12 protein-coding genes and 1 riboswitch are annotated in these 18,977 nt (G+C 70.1%); of the genes, 6 read left to right on the forward strand and 6 right to left on the reverse strand.

What is annotated here, in order from left to right:
* Window positions 1-29: 29 nt before the first annotated feature.
* Window positions 30-3,452, reverse strand: a complete 3,423-nt coding sequence (locus ACFT5B_RS18185; protein ID WP_386800588.1) for a GH92 family glycosyl hydrolase — start codon at window positions 3,450-3,452, stop codon at window positions 30-32.
* A 607-nt stretch (window positions 3,453-4,059) separates the two neighbouring features.
* On the opposite strand from ACFT5B_RS18185, the gene mmsA reads away from it, so the two are divergent.
* The 3 genes from mmsA to ACFT5B_RS18200 all read left to right on the forward strand — a co-directional run bounded on the left by mmsA (window position 4,060) and on the right by ACFT5B_RS18200 (window position 8,146).
* Window positions 4,060-5,610, forward strand: coding sequence for a multiple monosaccharide ABC transporter ATP-binding protein (mmsA, locus tag ACFT5B_RS18190; RefSeq protein ID WP_386800589.1), 1,551 nt, complete (start codon window positions 4,060-4,062; stop codon window positions 5,608-5,610).
* Window positions 5,611-5,691: 81 nt separating this feature from the next.
* Entirely contained in the window at window positions 5,692-6,957 is a 1,266-nt protein-coding gene (mmsB, locus tag ACFT5B_RS18195) for a multiple monosaccharide ABC transporter permease (RefSeq protein WP_386800590.1), read from the forward strand.
* A gap of 100 nt (window positions 6,958-7,057) precedes the next feature.
* Window positions 7,058-8,146: a substrate-binding domain-containing protein gene (locus tag ACFT5B_RS18200; protein ID WP_386800601.1), complete on the forward strand. Its 1,089-nt coding sequence runs from the start codon at window positions 7,058-7,060 to the stop codon at window positions 8,144-8,146.
* A gap of 447 nt (window positions 8,147-8,593) precedes the next feature.
* Here the strand turns inward: ACFT5B_RS18200 and ACFT5B_RS18205 are convergent, their stop codons facing one another.
* The 4 genes from ACFT5B_RS18205 to ACFT5B_RS18220 all read right to left on the reverse strand — a co-directional run bounded on the left by ACFT5B_RS18205 (window position 8,594) and on the right by ACFT5B_RS18220 (window position 13,175).
* Entirely contained in the window at window positions 8,594-9,874 is a 1,281-nt protein-coding gene (locus ACFT5B_RS18205) for a sugar ABC transporter permease (protein ID WP_386800591.1), read from the reverse strand.
* Window positions 9,871-10,641 (reverse strand): ATP-binding cassette domain-containing protein, encoded by a 771-nt coding sequence (locus ACFT5B_RS18210; RefSeq protein ID WP_386800602.1) that lies wholly within the window; start codon window positions 10,639-10,641, stop codon window positions 9,871-9,873. The genes ACFT5B_RS18205 and ACFT5B_RS18210 overlap by 4 nt, the downstream gene beginning before the upstream one ends.
* A 98-nt stretch (window positions 10,642-10,739) precedes the next feature.
* Window positions 10,740-11,861 carry a substrate-binding domain-containing protein gene (locus ACFT5B_RS18215; protein WP_386800592.1) on the reverse strand — a complete coding sequence of 374 codons (1,122 nt, stop codon included), beginning with the start codon at window positions 11,859-11,861 and terminating at the stop codon, window positions 10,740-10,742.
* 105 nt (window positions 11,862-11,966) lie between these two features.
* On the reverse strand, window positions 11,967-13,175 hold the full coding sequence (locus ACFT5B_RS18220; RefSeq protein ID WP_386800593.1) for an ROK family transcriptional regulator: 1,209 nt from the start codon (window positions 13,173-13,175) through the stop codon (window positions 11,967-11,969).
* Window positions 13,176-13,244: 69 nt separating this feature from the next.
* Window positions 13,245-13,341, forward strand: a riboswitch (ZMP/ZTP riboswitch).
* A gap of 59 nt (window positions 13,342-13,400) precedes the next feature.
* Between ACFT5B_RS18220 and glyA the strand changes: the two genes are divergently transcribed.
* The 3 genes from glyA to ACFT5B_RS18235 are packed head-to-tail and all read left to right on the forward strand — an operon-like array spanning window position 13,401 to window position 16,905.
* The gene (glyA, locus tag ACFT5B_RS18225; RefSeq protein ID WP_386800594.1) at window positions 13,401-14,693 is read left to right on the forward strand and encodes a serine hydroxymethyltransferase; all 1,293 of its coding nucleotides are present in this window, start codon (window positions 13,401-13,403) and stop codon (window positions 14,691-14,693) included.
* Entirely contained in the window at window positions 14,690-15,577 is an 888-nt protein-coding gene (locus ACFT5B_RS18230) for a bifunctional methylenetetrahydrofolate dehydrogenase/methenyltetrahydrofolate cyclohydrolase (protein ID WP_386800595.1), read from the forward strand. Before glyA ends, ACFT5B_RS18230 begins: the two co-directional genes overlap by 4 nt.
* Before the next feature lie 47 nt (window positions 15,578-15,624).
* A complete protein-coding gene (locus ACFT5B_RS18235) occupies window positions 15,625-16,905 on the forward strand; it encodes an aminotransferase class I/II-fold pyridoxal phosphate-dependent enzyme (protein ID WP_386800596.1) in 1,281 nt (426 codons plus the stop codon).
* A 71-nt stretch (window positions 16,906-16,976) separates the two neighbouring features.
* Here ACFT5B_RS18235 and ACFT5B_RS18240 read toward each other — a convergent pair whose 3' ends face one another.
* Window positions 16,977-18,920 carry a glycosyl hydrolase family 18 protein gene (locus ACFT5B_RS18240; protein ID WP_386800597.1) on the reverse strand — a complete coding sequence of 648 codons (1,944 nt, stop codon included), beginning with the start codon at window positions 18,918-18,920 and terminating at the stop codon, window positions 16,977-16,979.
* Window positions 18,921-18,977 lie beyond the last annotated feature (57 nt).

Here is an 18,977-nt window from a genome sequence, read left to right on the forward strand (position 1 = left end):
CGCCCGGCAGGCGGGGGCCCCCGTCGCTGTCAGTGCGTGCCCGGCGTTCCCTGGAGCGTCATGGCGTAGATCTCCATGCCGCTGTCGTGGTCCCAGGCCGTCCCCACGAGGCCGGGCGCGGTCCACTCGGGCACCGACGACCGCGGGAGCGTGAGAGACCGGACCGTCTTGCTCGCGTCCAGCGCCACCGTCGCCCGGTAGATCGACACCTGGGTGTTGTTCTTCCCGGTGGTCGACATCCGGTAGGGCATCGTGATCGCCGCCGTGTTCCCGAACTCGAGGTCACGCTTTCCCCAGTCCGTGAACTGGAGCGGAACGGACGCGGTCGTGCCGTCGGTGTAGGTCGCCACGGCGGTGCCGCCGAGGATCCCGGTCCCGCCGTTGACGGCCGCGCCGAGGACCTGGAGCGCGCCGTAGCTGCCCTGGGGGAGCGCGATGGTCTGGCCGTCGGCCTCGACGAGGTTCTTGTCGGTCCCTGCGGTGGACGGCGCCTGGTAGGTGACGCCCCCGATCGTCGTGGGGCCGGCAGCCGGCAGCTGGTCGGCGGCGTAGCTGTAGCCCAGGCCGTCGATGTTCCCCTGCGTCGGAGCGTCCGCGGTCGCCACGCCGTCGCGGTCGTACGCGGCGGAGAGGTCGACGGCGCACGACGTGTCGGTCTGCGTCGCGCACGCGCCGGCCGGCTGGGCCTTGACGTGGACGACGTGCCGGACGGCCGACGCTCCCGCCGTCCGGGCGGTGACCGTCACGTCGTACGTCCCGGCAGCCGTGCCCGCCGGTGCGGTGACCGCGAGCGAGACCTTGGCCTGGGTCGGCAGCCCGTTCGACGACACCTTCACCGACTTCGTCCTCGGCGACACCTTCCACCCCCGGGGCGCGGCGGCGCTCACCTTGACCGTCGCGTTGCCCTCGGCCGTCGCCAGCACCGTCACGTCGACGTCCTGCGTGGACGCGCGCTTCGCCGTCGGCGTCACCACCGCGGTGTCGGCTGCGACGCTCGCGCCGAGCTGCGGCTCGACGTCGACGGCCTTGTTCACCGACGGCGGCGCCGACTTCGCGGACCTCGCCCAACTCGTGGGCGAGGTGCTCAGGGCGTACTTGATCGTGCCTCCGTGGGCGATGTCGGCCTGGCTCACCCAGGACTTGTCCCGGTCCTTGCCGTTGACCGAGGCCGTGGCGATGTAGCGCTTGCTCATGCTCGCGCCGGGCGCCGAGATCTTCAGCGTGCCGCCCTGGGTCTTCCCGTACGAGCCGATCCGCAGCGTGGCCTTCGGGAAGAGCGGCGTCGTGACGACGTACGTGTTCGAGCCGCTCATGGTGGGGTACAGGCCGAGCGCGGACATGACGTACCAGGCGGACATCTCACCCATGTCGTCGTTGCCGGTCATCCCCGTCGGGCTGTTGGTGAAGAGCGTCTGCTGGGCGCGGACCACGGTCGCCGTCTTGTCGGGCCGGCCGGTCCACGCGTACAGGTACGGCGCGAGCAGGTTGGGCTCGTTGTCGGGCTGGTAGGTCGTGAACCCGTAGTAGCCGTACGGGTCGCCGATCCACTTGTCCTTGGCGGTCCCCACCGGGTCCGTCAGCAGGTCGGGGTAGGCGAAGAACTCGTCGAGCCGGTTCGTGGCCGCCTGACGGCCGCCCAGCATCGAGACCAGGCCCGCGGGGTCCTGCGGCACGAGCCACTGGTACTGGTAGGGGCCGCTCTCGTGGAAGGCGTGGTCACCGGTCTTGGTGTCGAACGGGGCGACCCAGGTGCCGTCGGCCGTGCGCGGCCGGAAGGTCCCGACGCTCTTGTCGAAGATGTTGCGGTACGACTGGCCGCGCGCGGCGAACATCTTCGCGTCCGCCGTGTGCCCGAGACCCTGGGCCATGAGCGCCAGGGAGGCGTCCGCGGCCGCGTACTCGAGCTGGGTCGACGCCGGGTAGTAGCAGTCGTTGTCGTTCCCCGCGGTCGGGCAGCAGGACGCGTCCGAACCGTCGGTCGGGCAGCTCTTGCTCACGTGGAGGCCGTAGGGGATGTAGCCGAGGCTGGCGTACTGGTCGACGGCGGCGCGGCCGTTGTGGACGCCGTCGCCGGGAACCTCGGTGGCGTTCTTCCGGACGTACTTGTAGACCTCCTTGGCCTCGGCGTCCGTGAAGAGGCCCTTCGACCAGCCCTCGACGAGGAACGGCGTGACCGGGTCACCGGTCATGATGTTGCCGTCCTTGTTGCCGAGGAACCAGCGGGGGAGCGCACCGCCGTCGCGAGCGATCGCGACGAGCGACATGTCGGCGTCGTGCGCGACCTTCGGGTCGAGCAGCTCGACGAGCTGGTTCTGCGTGCGGTAGGTGTCCCACAGCGAGAACACGCCGTACTGCGTGTAGCCCTTGGCCTTGTGGACGGCGTCGTCGGTGCCCATGTAGCGCCCGTCGACGTCACCGACGACGTTGGGCGACAGCACCGAGTGGTAGAGCGCCGTGTAGTACTCGACCTGCTGGTCGTGCGTGCCGCCGCTGATCTCGGCCTTGCGCAGCGTGGTGTCCCAGCGGTCGTGGAGCGCGCCCTGCACCGCGTCGAAGTCGTACCCCAGGCTGCCCGTCTCGACGTCGAGGTTCCTCCGTGCGCCGGCGGTGCCCGTGTACGACCAGCCGACCTTCACGACGACAGGAGCGTCGTCCTTCGTCGTGTCGAAGCTGACCCACCCGCCGTTGTCTCCCGAGTTGGTGGACGTGCGGGAGTCGTGCGCGAGGGTGCCGTTCTTCCAGGTGCCGTACGCGGTGAACGGTCGGCTGAGCTCGGCCACGAAGTAGGCCTTCTGCTCGCCACGGACCCAGCCCTCGATCGTCCGGTCGCCGACGATCTGGATCTCGGACTCGGAGACGTTCTTGCCCGTGTTGAACAGGACGTTCGCCTGGCTCGTGCGCGGGAAGGTGTAGCGCTGCCATCCGGTGCGCGTGGTCGACGCGAGCTCGACGTCCGTGTCGTACTTGTCGAGGTGCACGTCGTACGAGTCGGGGTGGACCTGCTCCTGGGCACGGTTGAACGACGAGGCGTAGGTCGACGGGTTGGTCGAGGTGATCGCACCGGTCGTCGGCATGAACGGCGCGTAGTTGAAGCGGCAGCCGTTGAAGGTGATGTGGCTGAACCCGTAGATCTTCTCCGCGGAGTCCGAGTCGCACGTGTTGCCGCCCGCCCCCGCCCGGTTCAGCACCATGGGGACTTCCTGCACCATGCCGAACGGCTCGCCGACGGCAGGGAAGTCGAAGCCCTCGTTCTTGGTCCCGATGAACGGGTTGACGAGGCTCGTGGGCTCGGGCTCGGTGGCGGAGCTCTTCGGTGCGGGTGCCCCGTACGCGGCGGAGCCCGCCGCTGCTGGGACTGCGAGCGAGGCGAGAGCGACAGCGGTGAGCGTCGCGACAAGGGCACCTGTACGCCGCCCTCTGCGTCGGATCGGCGTGCGGTCGGGAAGTGGCATGACCATCCAGTCTGTCGTCGGCTTCATCGGTAACGCAGGATCGACGCCGTGCGTGACAGCGTTGTCAGCGTGCGTCCGCAAAGTCCAGCACAGAAGCTTGCAAGAGGTCAAGGGTGCCGGGGTCGAGGCCGGCCAAACCGCTCCGCTCCGCCTCGTCGGCCACGACAGAGCGCCCTCGGGACCGCCGGCCGCGAAATCGTTGTGGTTCCGTGATGTTCTCGCCGTGCGCCCTCGGGAGGGCCGTTGCACCGTAGACGATTGGGGCGTTCCCGGCGACGCAGGCGTCCCCGGGAGCGTCGAGATCGGGTCGCAGGGGGCGCGCCGCCGTCCTGGTGGGGCTCCGGGCGCCGGGGCGGCGACAGGGCTCTTGGCCCGGATTCTCAGTGGTGCTACTGTCTGACAACGGTGTCAAGAGGGTGCCTGAACGGCCTTCGGGAAGGACATCCAAGTTCATTCTTCGAACAAAATCGGCGGCCCTCAAAACCGTGTTGACGGCCGCCGCGAAGGTTGAGTTCGAGAGTTGACGTCAAGCTGGGACGGCGCCTAGCGTCGGCCCCGCTCGTCGTCCGATGTCGGCGTCCCGGTTCAGAGTGGAGAAGGAGGAGCGATGGTCGGGGTCCCCCCTGTTCTAGAGATGCGGTCCATCACCAAGGAGTTCCCTGGTGTCAAGGCGCTGGACAAGGTGTCGCTGACGGTCCAGGCCGGTGAGATCCACGCGATCTGCGGCGAGAACGGTGCCGGCAAGTCGACCCTCATGAAGGTGCTGTCGGGCGTCTACCCGCACGGCACCTACGACGGTGAGATCTACTACCAGGGCGACCTGATGGAGTTCAAGGACATCCGCTCCAGCGAGCAGGTCGGCATCGTCATCATCCACCAGGAGCTCGCGCTCATCCCTGAGCTGTCGATCACCGAGAACATCTTCCTCGGGAACGAGGTCCGCGGGCGGCTCGGCATCAGCTGGGACCAGGCACGCCAGCAGGCGGTCGAGCTCATGGCGCGCGTCGGACTGCGGGCCTCGCCCGACACTCTGATCAAGAGCATCGGCGTCGGTCAGCAGCAGCTCGTCGAGATCGCCCGAGCCCTCGCCAAGAACGTCAAGCTCCTCATCCTCGACGAGCCGACGGCCGCGCTGAACGAGGACGACTCCGAGCACCTGCTCGACCTGCTGCGAGGCCTCAAGGCCAAGGGGCTCACGAGCATCATGATCTCCCACAAGCTGAACGAGATCGAGGAGATCGCTGACTCGATCACGATCATCCGCGACGGTCAGACGGTCGAGACCCTCGACGTGCGCAAGGGGGAGATCAACGAGGACCGGATCATCCGCGGCATGGTCGGCCGGGCGCTCTCGTCCCGGTTCCCGGACCACGAGCCGAAGATCGGCGAGACGTTCTTCGAGGTCGAGGACTGGCGCGTCGAGCACCCCGAGGTGCCCGGGCGTCTCGTGTGCAAGGACTCCAGCTTCCACGTGCGTCGAGGCGAGATCGTCGGCTTCGCCGGCATCATGGGCGCCGGCCGCACCGAGCTCGCGCGCTCGATCTTCGGTCGCAGCTACGGGCGCTACCTCTCCGGCACCATCACGATGGACGGCCGCCAGATCTCGATGCCCGACGTGCTGTCGGCCATCAAGCACCGGGTCGCCTACGTCTCGGAGGACCGCAAGGCGCTCGGCCTCAACCTCCTCGACACCATCCAGGAGACGGTGATCGCGGCGAACCTGCCGCGCGTCTCGAAGCACTCGGTGATCAGCGACGACGAGGCCTACCTGGCCGCCGAGGAGTACCGCAAGTCGCTCAACGTCAAGACTCCGAGCGTCAAGAACGGTGTCGCGAAGCTCTCCGGCGGCAACCAGCAGAAGGTCCTGCTGGCCAAGTGGATGTTCACCGACCCGGAGCTCCTCATCCTCGACGAGCCGACCCGCGGCATCGACGTGGGCGCCAAGTACGAGATCTACGGCCTCATCCAGCGCCTGGCCGACAGCGGCAAGGGCGTCGTGGTGATCTCCTCCGAGCTGCCGGAGCTGATGGGGCTGTGCGATCGCATCTACACGGTGTTCGAAGGCCGAGTCACAGGTGAGATCCGTGGCGCCGACGCCACACAGGAAGAGCTCATGCGGCTCATGACGGGTACCGGTGTGGGCGCGGGCTCCCGCTGACGCCGACCCACGCCTGCCCCCACCGACCACCAGTCCGGGTCCGCGACCGGCACCCGGCAGACATGAAGGAAACCCACGGCGATGTCGTCAATCCGCCAGTTCGGCATGGGGATCGCCCTGCTCGCGCTGATCATCTTCTTCCAGTTCAGCACGGGCGGGAACGTCCTGACGTCCACGAACGTCCAGAACCTCATCATCGGTAACTCGTACATCCTGATCCTGGCGATCGGGATGGTCCTCGTGATCATCGCGGGGCACATCGACCTGTCGGTCGGCTCGGTCGCCGCGGTCACGGGCATCATCGTCGCCATCGCCATCCGGGACTGGGGCATCCCGTGGTGGCTCGGCGTCCTCCTCGGGCTCGGCGTCGGTGCCGTCATCGGCGCGTGGCAAGGGTTCTGGGTCGCCTTCGTGGGGATCCCGGGCTTCATCACGACCCTCGCCGGCATGATGATCTTCCGCGGGCTCAACCAGTGGATCGGCCAGTCCAACACGGTCCCCGTCCCCAAGGGGCTCCAGGACCTCGGCGCCGGCTACCTGCCCGAGTGGGGCCCGAACACCGGCATCAACAACTCCACGCTGCTTCTCGGCATCCTCGCGGCCGTGTGGGTCGTGTACTCGGAGCTGCGTCGGCGCCGCGGCGCGATCCGCCTCGGGATGACCCCGCCGTCCACCACGACCGCCGTGACGCGAGTCGTCATCAGCCTCGCCGTGATCGGCTACGCCACCTACCTGTTCGGCAGCGGCCGGTACGGGACCTCCTTCCCGATCCCGGGCGTCGTCCTGCTGGTCCTCGTGATCGTCTACCACTTCGTGGCGTCGCGCACGATCCAGGGCCGCCACGTCTACGCCGTCGGTGGCAACCGGGCCGCAGCCGCCCTCTCGGGCGTCAACATCCGACGGACCAACTTCCTCGTGATGATGAACATGTCGATCCTCGCCGCGCTCGCCGGCATGATCTTCGTCGGCCGGGCGACAGCCTCCGGTCCCTTCGACGGCACCGGCTGGGAGCTCGACGCGATCGCCGCCGTCTTCATCGGTGGTGCCGCGGTCTCCGGCGGTGTCGGTACCGTGCTCGGCTCCGTCATCGGTGGTCTGGTCATGGCCGTGCTCAACAACGGCCTCCAGCTCAACGGCGTGGACTCCGACAAGACCCAGGTGATCAAGGGCATCGTCCTCCTCGTCGCTGTGGCGTTCGACGTCTACAGCAAGGTCCAGGGCAAGCCGTCGATCATCGGGCTGATCTTCCCGTCCCGCAAGGACCGCGGGACGGGCGCGGTCGAAGGGGCCGACACGCCGCAGGCGGAGGTCCCGGTCGCCGACGGCGCGACCGCGGCCAAGGGCTGAACGCCGCTCCTCCCTGCCGTACCCACTCGTTCCATTCCCCGAACGTCCCGACAGGTGCCCGATGAAGGGCACCCGACACAGAAAGTTGGATCCCATGAAGATGAAGCTCGCATCGGTGGCGCTGGCCGCCGCTGCTGCCGGGGCCCTGGTGCTCTCGGGCTGCTCCAGCTCCGACCGTGACGCATCGAGCACGCAGTCGGCAGACGCCGGTTTCGCCAAGGACGCGGTCATCGGCGTCGCCCTTCCCCAGAAGACGTCGGAGAACTGGGTCCTCGCCGAGAACCTCTTCAAGGACGGGCTCACCCAGGCCGGCTACCAGCCCATCGTGCAGTTCGCGAACGGCGGCGTGTCGGAGCAGCAGAACCAGATCCAGGCCATGATCCAGAAGGGCGCCAAGGTCATCGTCGTCGGCGCCATCGACGGGAAGCAGCTCGGGACGCAGCTCAAGGCCGCTCACGACCAGGGCATCAAGGTCATCGCCTACGACCGCCTCCTCGAGAACACCGACGCCGTCGACATCTACCAGGCGTTCGACAACTACAAGGTCGGCCAGCTCCAGGGCCAGTCGCTCCTCAAGGGCCTCGGCGAGCGCAAGGGCAAGGGCCCGTACAACATCGAGCTCATCGCCGGGTCGCCCGACGACGCGAACTCGAAGCCCTTCTTCGACGGCGCGATGAACGTCCTGCAGCCCAAGCTCGACGACGGCACGCTCGCCATCCCGTCGGGCCAGAAGACCCAGCAGCAGGCCGCGACGCAGGGCTGGGAGGCGGAGAACGCGCAGAACCGCATGGACACGATCCTGGCGGGCAACTACAAGAACAAGGAGCTGCACGGCATCCTGTCCCCGAACGACACGCTGGCCCGTGCCGCGCTCACCTCGGTGAAGCAGGCCGGCAAGCCGACCCCGGTCGTCACCGGGCAGGACTCCGAGGTCGAGTCGGTCAAGTCGATCATGGCGGGCGTGCAGTACTCCACGATCTACAAGGACACGCGCGAGCTGGTGAAGTCGACCATCGACGCCGTGAACGCGTACCAGAAGGGCGACGAGCCGACGGTCAACGACACGAAGTCGTACAACAACGGCGTCAAGGTGGTCCCGGCCAACCTGCTGACCCCGGTCATCGTGACCAAGGAGAACGCTGCCGAGGTCTACGCGAACGACCCGACGCTCGCTCCGCTGACGAAGTGAGCTGAGGCTCCTCGGAGCCGCCCACGCGAAGGGCCGCGGTCTTCGGACCGCGGCCCTTCGTGCGTCCGGACCCCGGCGTGGTCCGACGGGCCGCGCCCCCGGGGGCTCAGCCAGTCGAGCGGGGGGTGCGCGTCGCACCGACGGTGGACGCCCTCTCCGCCGACGGTGACGTCGTCTTCGCTGACGGTGGCGTCGTGTCCGCCGACGGTGACGTCGTGTCCGCCGACGGGGACGCCGGTCCGCGGGTGCACTCCGCCCGAGCGTGGTGGGCGTCGCTGTCGGGGACGGGATGTCACCGTCGGCGGACGACGCGTCACCGTCGGCGGACGACGCGTCACCCTCGGGGGGGCGGGGAGGGAGGGAGAGCACACGCGAAAGGGCCCGGTGGCTGATGCCACCGGGCCCCTTCCGCCACCCCCGCGCGGGCGGGTGCTCGACGCGCGAGCTCTACGCGGCGCCGTGGCTCTGGCGGCTGCGCCGCGAGAGCGAGTCGACGATGACGGCGAGGAGCAGCACGATGCCCGTGACGATGAACCGGGGGGCGTCGCCCGCGAAGTTCATGAGGTTCAGCCCGTTGGCGATCGACTGCACGACCACGACACCGAGCAGCGCCGACCATGCGCTGCCGCGGCCGCCGAAGAGGCTCGTGCCGCCGATGACGGCTGCCGCGATGGCGTTGAGGTTGACGTCGCCGGTACCGGCCGAGAGGGTCACGGCGGTGAGGTTCCCCGCGGACACGAGGCCGCCGAGCACGGCGAACATCGAGCAGAGCATGAACACGGTGAGGTAGACGCCGTTGACCCGGATACCGGCACGCCGGGCCGCTTCGACGTTCCCGCCGACCGCGTAGATCGAGCGGCCCCACCGCGTGCGGGTGATGAAGAAGTTCACCACGATCACCACGAGGACGAGGAACACGAACGAGACGCCGGTGCCCCGGTCGGTCGCGAGGTAGTACGCGACGGCGAGGAGGAGGACGAGCAGCGCCGCGCACTTGATCGCCGAGGCCGCGATCGATCGGCCGGAGAGACCCGCCCGCAGACGTCGCCTGTTCTTGAACAAGTCCGACAGGAAGAGCCCGCCTGCGCCGACGACGGCGAGCAGGTACGCCTGCCACGGCAGCAGGTAGTCGAAGAGGGAGAACTTCACGATGAACGAGTCGGCCGGCAGGTTGATGGATCCGCTCGTGTTGAGGAGCGCGAGCTGGACGCCCAGGAAGGTGAGCAGGCCCGCCAGCGTGATGACGAAGCTCGGGACGCCGAAGCGCGTGAAAAGGAACCCGTAGAGGAGACCGATCGCCGCGCCGACAGCGAGCGACAGGATCAGGACCGGGACGAACGGCCAGCCGTGATTGACCATCCCGACGCCGAGGATCGCCGCGGAGAGGCCGCTCACCGAGCCGATCGACAGGTCGATCTCCCCGAGGAGGAGCACCAGCACGATGCCGACCGCGATGAGGCCGGGTCCGGCGCACTGGACGGCGAGGTTGACCAGGTTCTGGGCGTCGAAGAAGTCGCCGTGGGTCGTGACGCCGAAAGCAGCCCAGATGATCACCAGGCCGATGACGACGGGCAGGGACCCGAGGTCGCCGCTGCGGACGCGGTGTCCGAAGGCGCCGATCGCGCCGGACAGCCCACGGCCCCGCAGCAGGCGCTCGTCCTCGAGGTCCGCGGCGGCGCGGGCAGCAGGTGCGGCGGTGTCGGGGCTCTGGGTCGACGGGCTGGTCATGCGGGGTTCTCCTCGCTGGGGCGGGCTGCGGCGGCACGACGGGTGACGGCGTTGTCCGAGGCCCCCGTGATAGCAGCGATGATCTCCTCGTAGCTCACGTCACGGATGTTGAACGTGCCGTTGTTGCGCCCGAGGCGCAGGACGACGACCCGGTCGGCGACCGCCTGCACGTCGGCGAGGTTGTGGCTGATGAGGATGACGCCGTGGCCTCGCTCGCGCAGGCGCTCGATGAGGTTGAGCACCTCTGCCGTCTGGGCCACGCCGAGGGCGGCGGTCGGCTCGTCGAGGATCACGACCTTGGGGTCGCCGATGAGGGAGCGTGCGATCGCGACGGTCTGGCGCTGGCCGCCGGACAACGACGCGATCGGGATCCGGACGGAGGGGATGCGTGCCGAGAGCTGGCGGAGCAGCTCCCAGGAGCGCCGCTCCATCTCTTCCTCGTTCATGACGCGACCCGCGGTGACCTCGCGGCCGAGGAAGAGGTTGGCGACGACGTCGAGGTTGTCGCACAGCGCGAGGTCCTGGAAGACCGACGAGATCCCCATCTGGCGAGCAGCCGCGGGGTCGGGGATGGTGACGTCCTCGTCCTCGAACGTGATGCTGCCTTCGTCCTGGGAATGGACGCCGGAGAGGACCTTGACGAGCGTCGACTTGCCGGCGCCGTTGTCGCCGACGATGGCGACGACCTCGCCGGGATAGACGTCGAGGTCGACCCCCGACAGCGCCTGCACGGCGCCGAATCTCTTGGTGATCCCGCGCAAGGACATCACCGGCTCGGTCGCGGGGGTCCGTGGCTTCTGGTCTGGTTCGGTGATCGTCACCCGGTTCTCCTTCGAAACGTGGGGCGCGCCGGGCGTCGGGGCCGTTACTTGATGCCGGCCTTGTCGCACGCGTCCTTGTAGGCGGCGGTGCAGATGTCCGAGACCTTGTAGAGGCCGTCCTTGACGACGGTGTCCGCGATGTTCTTGGTGGTGACGGCCACCGGGTCGAGGAGCTCGGCCGGGACGCTCGCACCCTTCGCCGTCTTGACGGTGGCGGGGAGATCGGGCTTCGTGCCGTTCGCGAGGTCGACCGCCATGTCGGCGGCCTTCGACGCCTCGGGCTTGAAGGCCTTGTAGACGGTCATGTACTGCTCGCCCGCAAGGATCCGCTGGATGCCCGCCAGCGAGGCGTCCTGTCCGGTGACCGGCGGGAGCTTCGTGATGCCGGCAGCCTTGAGGGCCGCGATGGCGGCGCCGCCCGTGTCGTCGTTGGCCGCGTAGACGCCCTGCACGTTCTTGGCGCCGACCTTGGAGATCTGGCCCGAGGCCCACTGCTGCGCCTTGGCCGGGTCCCACCCAGGGGTGTCGTACTCGCCGAGCACCTTGTAGCTGGTGCTGCCGAGCACGGACTGGGCGCCCGTCTTGAACTGGCTCGCGTTGTTGTCGGTCGGCGACCCGTTGATCTCGAGGATCCCGGCGGTGTCGGGCAGCCCGAGCTCCTTCATCCGGTCGACCAGGGCCTGCGCCTGGAGCTTGCCGACCTTCTCGTTGTCGAACGAGATGTAGGCCGCGAGGTCCCCGGAGTCGATCAGGCGGTCGTAGGAGATGACCGGGATGTTCTTGGCCTTGGCCTGCGTGACGATCGCGGCAGCGGCCTCCCCGTCGAACGGATCCAGCACGAGGACCTTGACACCTTGCGTGATCATGGCCTGCGCCTGCTGCTGCTGGGTGGCAGCGCTACCGGCGGCGTTCTGGTACAGGACCTCGCACTTGGGGCACTTCGCGGCGACCTCGTCCTTGAAGTACGGGTAGTCGGCCGTGGCGTAGCGCGGGGTGACAGTGTCGGGCAGCAGGAGCCCGATCTTCGCGGTGCTGTTCGCGCCGCTGGTGCCTCCGGTGTCGTCCGACTTGTCGCCCGACGACCCGTTGGAGCACGCCGTCAGCATTCCGGCCGACAGCAGCAGGGCCGCCGCCGAGACCGCGGCCCGCTTCGTGACTGTCCTCATTGAGAGTCCTCCCTTGGGGATCCGCCCTCTTCGGCGGCTCGAATGAGCATGGCAGCGAGGGTCTTTGGGGTCAATGCCTGAAGACAAGGGGTGCGTGGGAGATGCTCAATCGTTACGTGGTACGAGCTCGCCGCTCCGCGGCACGAGGTCCTGGACGTTCACGGCGTCCACGGCGAGGGCGAGCGCGCCGAGCACGGGTCCCCGCTGGTCGAGATGGGTCTGGACGACGTCCGGGGTCCCGTCGGCGTCACGAAGGAGGGCTGACTCGAAGGCGTGCCGCATGGGACCGAGAAGGAGCTCGCCGGCGCGCGCGAACTCGCCGCCGACGACGACCCGTTCCGGGTCGAGGAGGTTCGCGAGGCCGCCTGCCGCGCGCCCGATGGACCGGCCTGCGTCGCCGATCACCCGGATCGACGCGGCGTCGCCGGTCATGGCCGCGACCACGAGGTCGGTGAACTTGACCGATCGCTTGAGGTCGGCGTTGACCGAGTCCAGGACGGCCTCGATCCCCGCGACCGCCTCGAGGCACCCCCGGTTCCCGCAGCGGCAGACCGGCCCCCGGGCGTCCACGATCATGTGCCCGAACTCGCCGGCCGTGCCGTGATGCCCCCTCAGGACGTGGCCGTCGGCGATGATCCCGGCGCCGATGCCGTCGCTGAGCTCGAGGACGAGGACGTCCGACTTCCCGCGGGCCGCGCCGAGCCGCAGCTCTGCCAGCGCTGCCAGGTTGGACGAGTTCTCCACGTACGTGGGGCAGCCCGTGCGCAGCGCCATCTTCTCCGCGATCGGCACGGCGTCCCAGCCCCGCATGATGCCGTGCCGTGCGACCGTGCCGGTCCGGCGGTCGATCGGCGCCGAGACGGCGATGCCGATCCCGAGGATCTCGTCGCGCTCGACCTCCACCGACTCGATCATGTCCGTGATCATGAGGGCGGCGTTGTCGAGCTCCCGGTCGGCACGGTGGTCACGGGCGAGCGGCATGCGGTGCTCCGTCACGACCGTGTAGCGCGTGTCGGCGAGCGCGACGTGCATGTGTCGCGTGGAGATGTGGATCCCGATGAGGAGGCCGAGCTGGTGCGCGAGGGTGACCCGTTGGGCGCGGCGCCCGCTGCGCGTGCTCGGTGACGTGCTGAGGACGCCCGAGGTGCTGAGCTCCTTGACGATGTTGGAGACGGTGGCCGGGGAGAGCCCGGTCGCACCGGCCAGCTCGACCTGGGTCAGAGCACCGTGACGCTTGACCGCTGCGATGATTCGCGAGCGGTTGGCTTCACGTAGTGAAGCCTGGTTGCCGGTTGGGCGTCGTCGCTCTGGCACGAGGACATGGTAGACCGAGGGCTGCTCCGGCCGGCCCGCCGAGGTCGGCGGCCGGCGTTCGGCTACCATGGTGGTCGTCGCGACTGGCGCATCAGGTGGATCACCACCGGGGAGCGACATGCTTTCGGACCGACGCAACACAGGGTCGTTCGCCTGGGCCCCGGTCTCCGACCAACGTCCCCGCACGCACCCGTCGTGCGGGACACGGCCCCGACAGGGAGAAGCATGAGCGCCCAGCCCAGCCAGAACGACGTCCTCAACCAGTCCCTCGCCGAGCTCGACCCCGAGATCGCGGCGGTCCTCGACGGCGAGCTCGCCCGCCAGCGCGACACCCTCGAGATGATCGCGTCCGAGAACTTCGTGCCCCGCGCGGTCCTGCAGGCGCAGGGCTCCGTCCTCACGAACAAGTACGCCGAGGGATACCCCGGCCGCCGCTACTACGGCGGCTGCGAGCAGGTCGACATCGCGGAGAACCTCGCGATCGCCCGCGCCAAGTCCCTCTTCGGCGCCGAGCACGCCAACGTCCAGCCGCACTCGGGCGCCACGGCCAACGCGGCCGTCCTGCACGCGCTCATCAACGCGGGCGACAAGATCCTCGGCCTCGAGCTCGCGCACGGCGGCCACCTCACGCACGGCATGAAGATCAACTTCTCCGGCCGCCTCTACGACGTCGCCGCCTACGGCGTGGACCCGCAGAGCTACCGCATCGAGATGGACCAGGTCCGCAAGGCCGCGCTCGAGCACCGTCCCGACGTCATCATCGGCGGCTGGTCCGCCTACCCGCGCCACCTCGACTTCGCCGCGTTCCGCGAGATCGCCGACGAGGTCGGCGCCAAGCTGTGGGTCGACATGGCGCACTTCGCCGGCCTCGTGGCCGCCGGGCTGCACCCGAGCCCCGTGCCCTACGCCGACGTCGTCTCCTCGACCGTGCACAAGACGATCGGCGGCCCGCGCTCGGGCTTCATCCTGTCCAAGGAGACCTTCGCCAAGAAGATCGACTCGGCCGTCTTCCCGGGCCAGCAGGGCGGCCCGCTCATGCACGTGGTCGCCGCGAAGGCCGTGTCCTTCAAGGTCGCCGCGAGCGAGGGCTTCAAGGACCGCCAGGAGCGCACGCTCCGCGGCGCGCAGATCATCGCCGAGCGGCTCGGCGCGGCCGACGTCGCCGACCGGGGCGTGTCCGTCCTGACCGGCGGCACGGACGTGCACCTCGTGCTCGTCGACCTGCGCCACAGCGCGCTCGACGGCCAGCAGGCCGAGGACCTCCTGCACGACGTCGGCATCACCGTGAACCGCAACGCCGTGCCGTTCGACCCGCGCCCCCCGCGCGTCACCTCGGGCCTGCGCATCGGCACGCCGGCGCTCGCGACCCGCGGGTTCGGCGACGCCGAGTTCACCGAGGTCGCCGACATCATCGCGGCCGCGCTGCGCGACGGCGCGTCGTCCGACGTCGAGGGCCTGAAGAAGCGCGTCGACGCGCTCACCGCGCAGTTCCCGCTCTACCCCGGGCTGCACCAGTGACCGCGCAGCGGCTCGACGGCACCGCGACCGCGTCGGCCATCAAGGACGAGCTGCGGGTGCGGGTCGCGGCGCTGCGCGAGCGCGGCGTCGTCCCCGGCCTGGGCACGCTCCTGGTGGGGGAGGACCCGGGCTCGCTCAGCTACGTCGGCGGCAAGCACCGCGACTCGGCCGAGATCGGGATCGAGTCGATCCGCGTCGACCTGCCCGCGGACGTCAGCGAGGGCGAGGTCCACGCGACCATCCAGCGCCTCAACGCGGACCCCGCGGTGACCGGGTACCTCGTCCAGCTCCCGCTGCCCGCGGGCATGGACGAGCACGCGGCGCTCGTCGCGGTCGACCCCGCGAAGGACGTCGACGGCCTGCACCCGGCGAACCTCGGCGAGCTCGTGCTCGGCGTGGACGGGGAGATCACGACGTCCCTTCCGTGCACGCCCGCCGGCTGCCTCGAGCTGCTGCGTCGCAACGACGTCCCGGTCGCCGGCAAGCACGTCGTCGTGATCGGGCGCGGCCTCACGGTCGGCCGCCCGCTGGGGCTGCTCCTCACGCGCAAGGGCGTCGACGCGACCGTGACGCTGACGCACTCGCGCACGCGCGACCTCGCGGCCGAGGTGCGCCGCGCGGACGTCGTCGTGGCCGCCGTCGGCGTGCCGCACCTGGTCAAGCCCGACTGGGTCAAGCCGGGCGCGGCCGTGCTCGACGTCGGCGTGACCCGTGTCGGCACCGCGCCGTCGGGCAAGGCGAAGCTCGCGGGGGACATCGACCCCGGGGTCGCCGAGGTCGCGGGCTGGCTCTCGCCCAACCCGGGCGGCGTCGGGCCCATGACGCGCGCGATGCTCCTCAGCAACGTCGTCGCCGCGGCCGAGCGCGCCGCGGGGATCGCCTGACGCGCGCCCTGGCGCGAGACCGACCGAGCCCGAGACAGGATGGACGCATGACCACGCTCGACTCCCTCGACCCCGTGGCGCTCACCGAGCTCCACGAGCGCCTCGCGGCGCAGTACGCGGACCTGCGGGCCCGCGGGCTGAAGCTCGACCTCACGCGTGGCAAGCCGTCGGCCGAGCAGCTCGACCTCTCGAACGCGCTGCTCGGCCTGCCCGGCGAGGACGACTTCCGTGCCGCCGACGGGACCGACTGCCGCAACTACGGCGGGCTCGCGGGCCTGCCGGAGCTGCGGGCGATCTGGTCGGAGCTGCTCGGGATCCCGGCGGCGCAGCTCGTCGCGGGCGGGGCGTCGAGCCTCACGATGATGCGCGACGTCCTCACGTACGCGCTGCTCCACGGGCGCACCGCGTCGCCGCGCCCGTGGGCTCGCGAGGAGGTCGTCCGGTTCGTGTGCCCGGTGCCGGGCTACGACCGGCACTTCGCGATGCTCGAGGCGCTCGGGATCGAGATGGTCACGGTCGACATGACCGAGACCGGGCCCGACGTCGAGGCGATCGAGCGGCTCGTCGCCACCGACCCGACCGTCAAGGGCATGTGGCTCGTCCCGACGTACGCCAACCCGACGGGCGACACGACGACCCTCGAGGTCGCGGCCCGGCTCGCGGCCATGCCCGCCGCGGCGCCCGACTTCACCGTGATGTGGGACAACGCGTACGCGGTGCATCACCTGACCGAGGACGAGGCCAAGGCGGTCGACATCCTCGGGCTGGCCGCGGGCAGCGGTCACCCGGACCGGTTCGTCGTCTTCGCGTCGACGTCGAAGATCACCTTCGCGGGCGCGGGCGTGGCGTTCCTCGCCGGGTCGGCGGGGACCGTCGCGTGGTACCTCGAGCACCTGGCGTACGGGTCGATCGGGCCGGACAAGCTCAACCAGCTCCGGCACGTGCGCTTCCTCGAGGACGCCGAAGGCGTCCGTGCGCTCATGCGCCGGCACCGCGACATCCTGGCGCCCAAGTTCGGGGCGGTCCAGGAGATCCTCGACTCACGCCTCGGCGGGCAGGGCGTCGCGACCTGGAGCCGCCCGCTGGGTGGGTACTTCGTCGACCTCGACGTCGTCGACGGCACGGCGCGCCGCGTCGTCGCCCTCGCCAAGGAGGCCGGGATCGCGCTGACGCCGGCCGGGTCGGCCTACCCGCACGGCGACGACCCGCGCGACCGCAACATCCGGCTCGCGCCGAGCTTCCCGCCCGTCGAGGAGCTGCGCGAGGCGATGGACGGTGTCGCGACGTGCGTGCTCCTCGCCGCCGCGGAGGCGCAGCTCGCGCGCTGAGCCCGCGGGAGGACACCGACGGCGGCGCCCCCGGATGTCCGGGAGCGCCGCCGTCCGCGTCTTCTGGTGGGTCAGCAGACGCCCTTGAGGGCCCACGGGCCCCACTGGCCGGCGCCTGGCGTGCTGCCCTGGTTCCACCACTGCGCCGTGTAGAGGCTGCCCTGGTACGACACCGTCTCGCCGCCGGTGTAGACGGTCGACGGGGACCACGCCGCTGCGGAGCAGGTGCCCGTGCCGCTCGTCGGCGGCGTCGTCCCGGTGCCCGTGCCGCCGGTCGGGGAGGTGGTGCCGGAACCGCCGGAGCAGGTCCCGGTCTCCTTCCACGGGCCGTTCGCGGTGCCGGGCTTGTCGCCCTGCGTCCACCACTGCGCGGCGTAGGTCTTGCCGAGGTAGGAGACGGTCTGGCCGCCGGTGTAGACGGCTGTCGCCGACCAGGCGGGCGTGGAGCAGGTGCCCGGGGCAGTGGGGGGCGTGGTCGTCGTCGGGTCGGTCGGGGAGGTCGTGCCCGTGCCCGTGCCGGGATCGGTGGGCGACGTCGTGCCGGTCCCCGTCCCGCCCGTCGGCGCGGGGCCGCTGCCGGGCGCGACCGGGCCGGCGGCGCCGGCGCCGAGCTTCGCCATGAGCGCGGACGAGAGCACGCCCGCGCGGTCGCCGTCGAGCTCCCAGAACATGCCGCCGCCGAGGCCCTTCGAGCGGATGTAGTCCGCCTTCTGCGCGACGGTCTGCGGGGTGTCGAGGCTCCACCAGTTGGTGCCGTCGTAACGCCACGCGGCGCCGACCTTCGCGTCGTCGTACTCGGTGCCGACGGACTTGAGCTTGTCGTAGTCCTCGATGCCGGTCTCCCAGGTGCCGCGCGCGCCCCCGGTCGCGGTGCTCCAGGGGGTCTGTGACGGCACGCCCGTCCAGCCGCGCCCGTACATCGCCATGCCGAGCGTGAGCTGCGACGGCTTCACCCCCGCGGCGAGGTAGAGCTTGATCGCCTTGTCGACGCTGTACCGCTGGTCGGCGGGCCGCGGGTCGGCCGGGTCGTCGTAGAGGTTGATCTGGTGCCCGGCGAGGTTCGGGCTCCACGCGCCCCACAGGTCGTAGCCCTGGACGTTCACGTAGTCCATGGCCGTGAACAGCTCGGGGTCGTTCCAGTGCCCGGCGGTGATGTCCTCGGGGTTGGCCGGGGCGAACGCGGACAGCAGGTAGTGCTCGCCGCCGGTCGAGGCCGTGAGCGCGTCGAGCTGGCTGCGGAACTCCTTGGCGAGCAGGACGAGGTTCTTGCCGTCGTTTGCGGGGTCGACGAGGTTGCCGGTCAGGCCGTGGTTCGTGCCCGGCCACTCCCAGTCGATGTCGAAGCCGTCGAAGACGCCGGCCGCGGAGCCCGCGCCCCCGCGCCCGTCGACGACGGGCAGGTTGCCCTTGATGAACATGTCGATGCACGACGAGACGAACTTCTTGCGCGAGGCGTCCGTGGCGGCGACCTGCGACCAGTACTTGGAGTAGGTCCACCCGCCGATCGACATGACGACCTTGAGGTTCGGGTTCTTGGCCTTGAGCTGCTTGATCTGGTTGAAGTTGCCGGCGAGCGGCTGGTCCCAGGTGTCGGCGACGCCCGCGACCGAGTTCGCGGCGGTGTAGCCCATGCCGAAGTCGGCCCAGGAGTCGCCCGCGCCCACGCCGTCGTCGGCGGTGCCGGTGGTGCCCACGGCTTTGTTGGCCTCGAAGCAGGTGCCGCTCGAGCTGATGTTCGCGAACGCGTAGTTGATGGCCGTGAACTTGCCCGCGGTCCCGGAGCTCTGCAGGTCCTGGAACCGGTAGTTGCGGCCGTAGACGCCCCACTGGGCGTAGTAGCCGACGTTGCGGAAGCCGTTGATCGGGTTGTCGGGGGAGGTGGCGCCGCTCGCGGCGGCTGCGACGTGCAGGGGCGCCGCCTCGGCCGCGGGGAGCGCGGCGAGGAGCGAGCCCGCGAGGGCCGCGGACGCCAGGAGCGCGGTGGCCGCGCGGCGTCGTCGGTGGGTGCGCTGCATGGATCTCTTCCTCGAGGTCGGGGGCTCGGTCCGGTGGGCCGGACCGGGTCTGTGAGC

The sequence above is a fragment of the Luteimicrobium sp. NPDC057192 genome (genome assembly GCF_042670205.1).
GTDB lineage: Bacteria > Actinomycetota > Actinomycetes > Actinomycetales > Cellulomonadaceae > Luteimicrobium.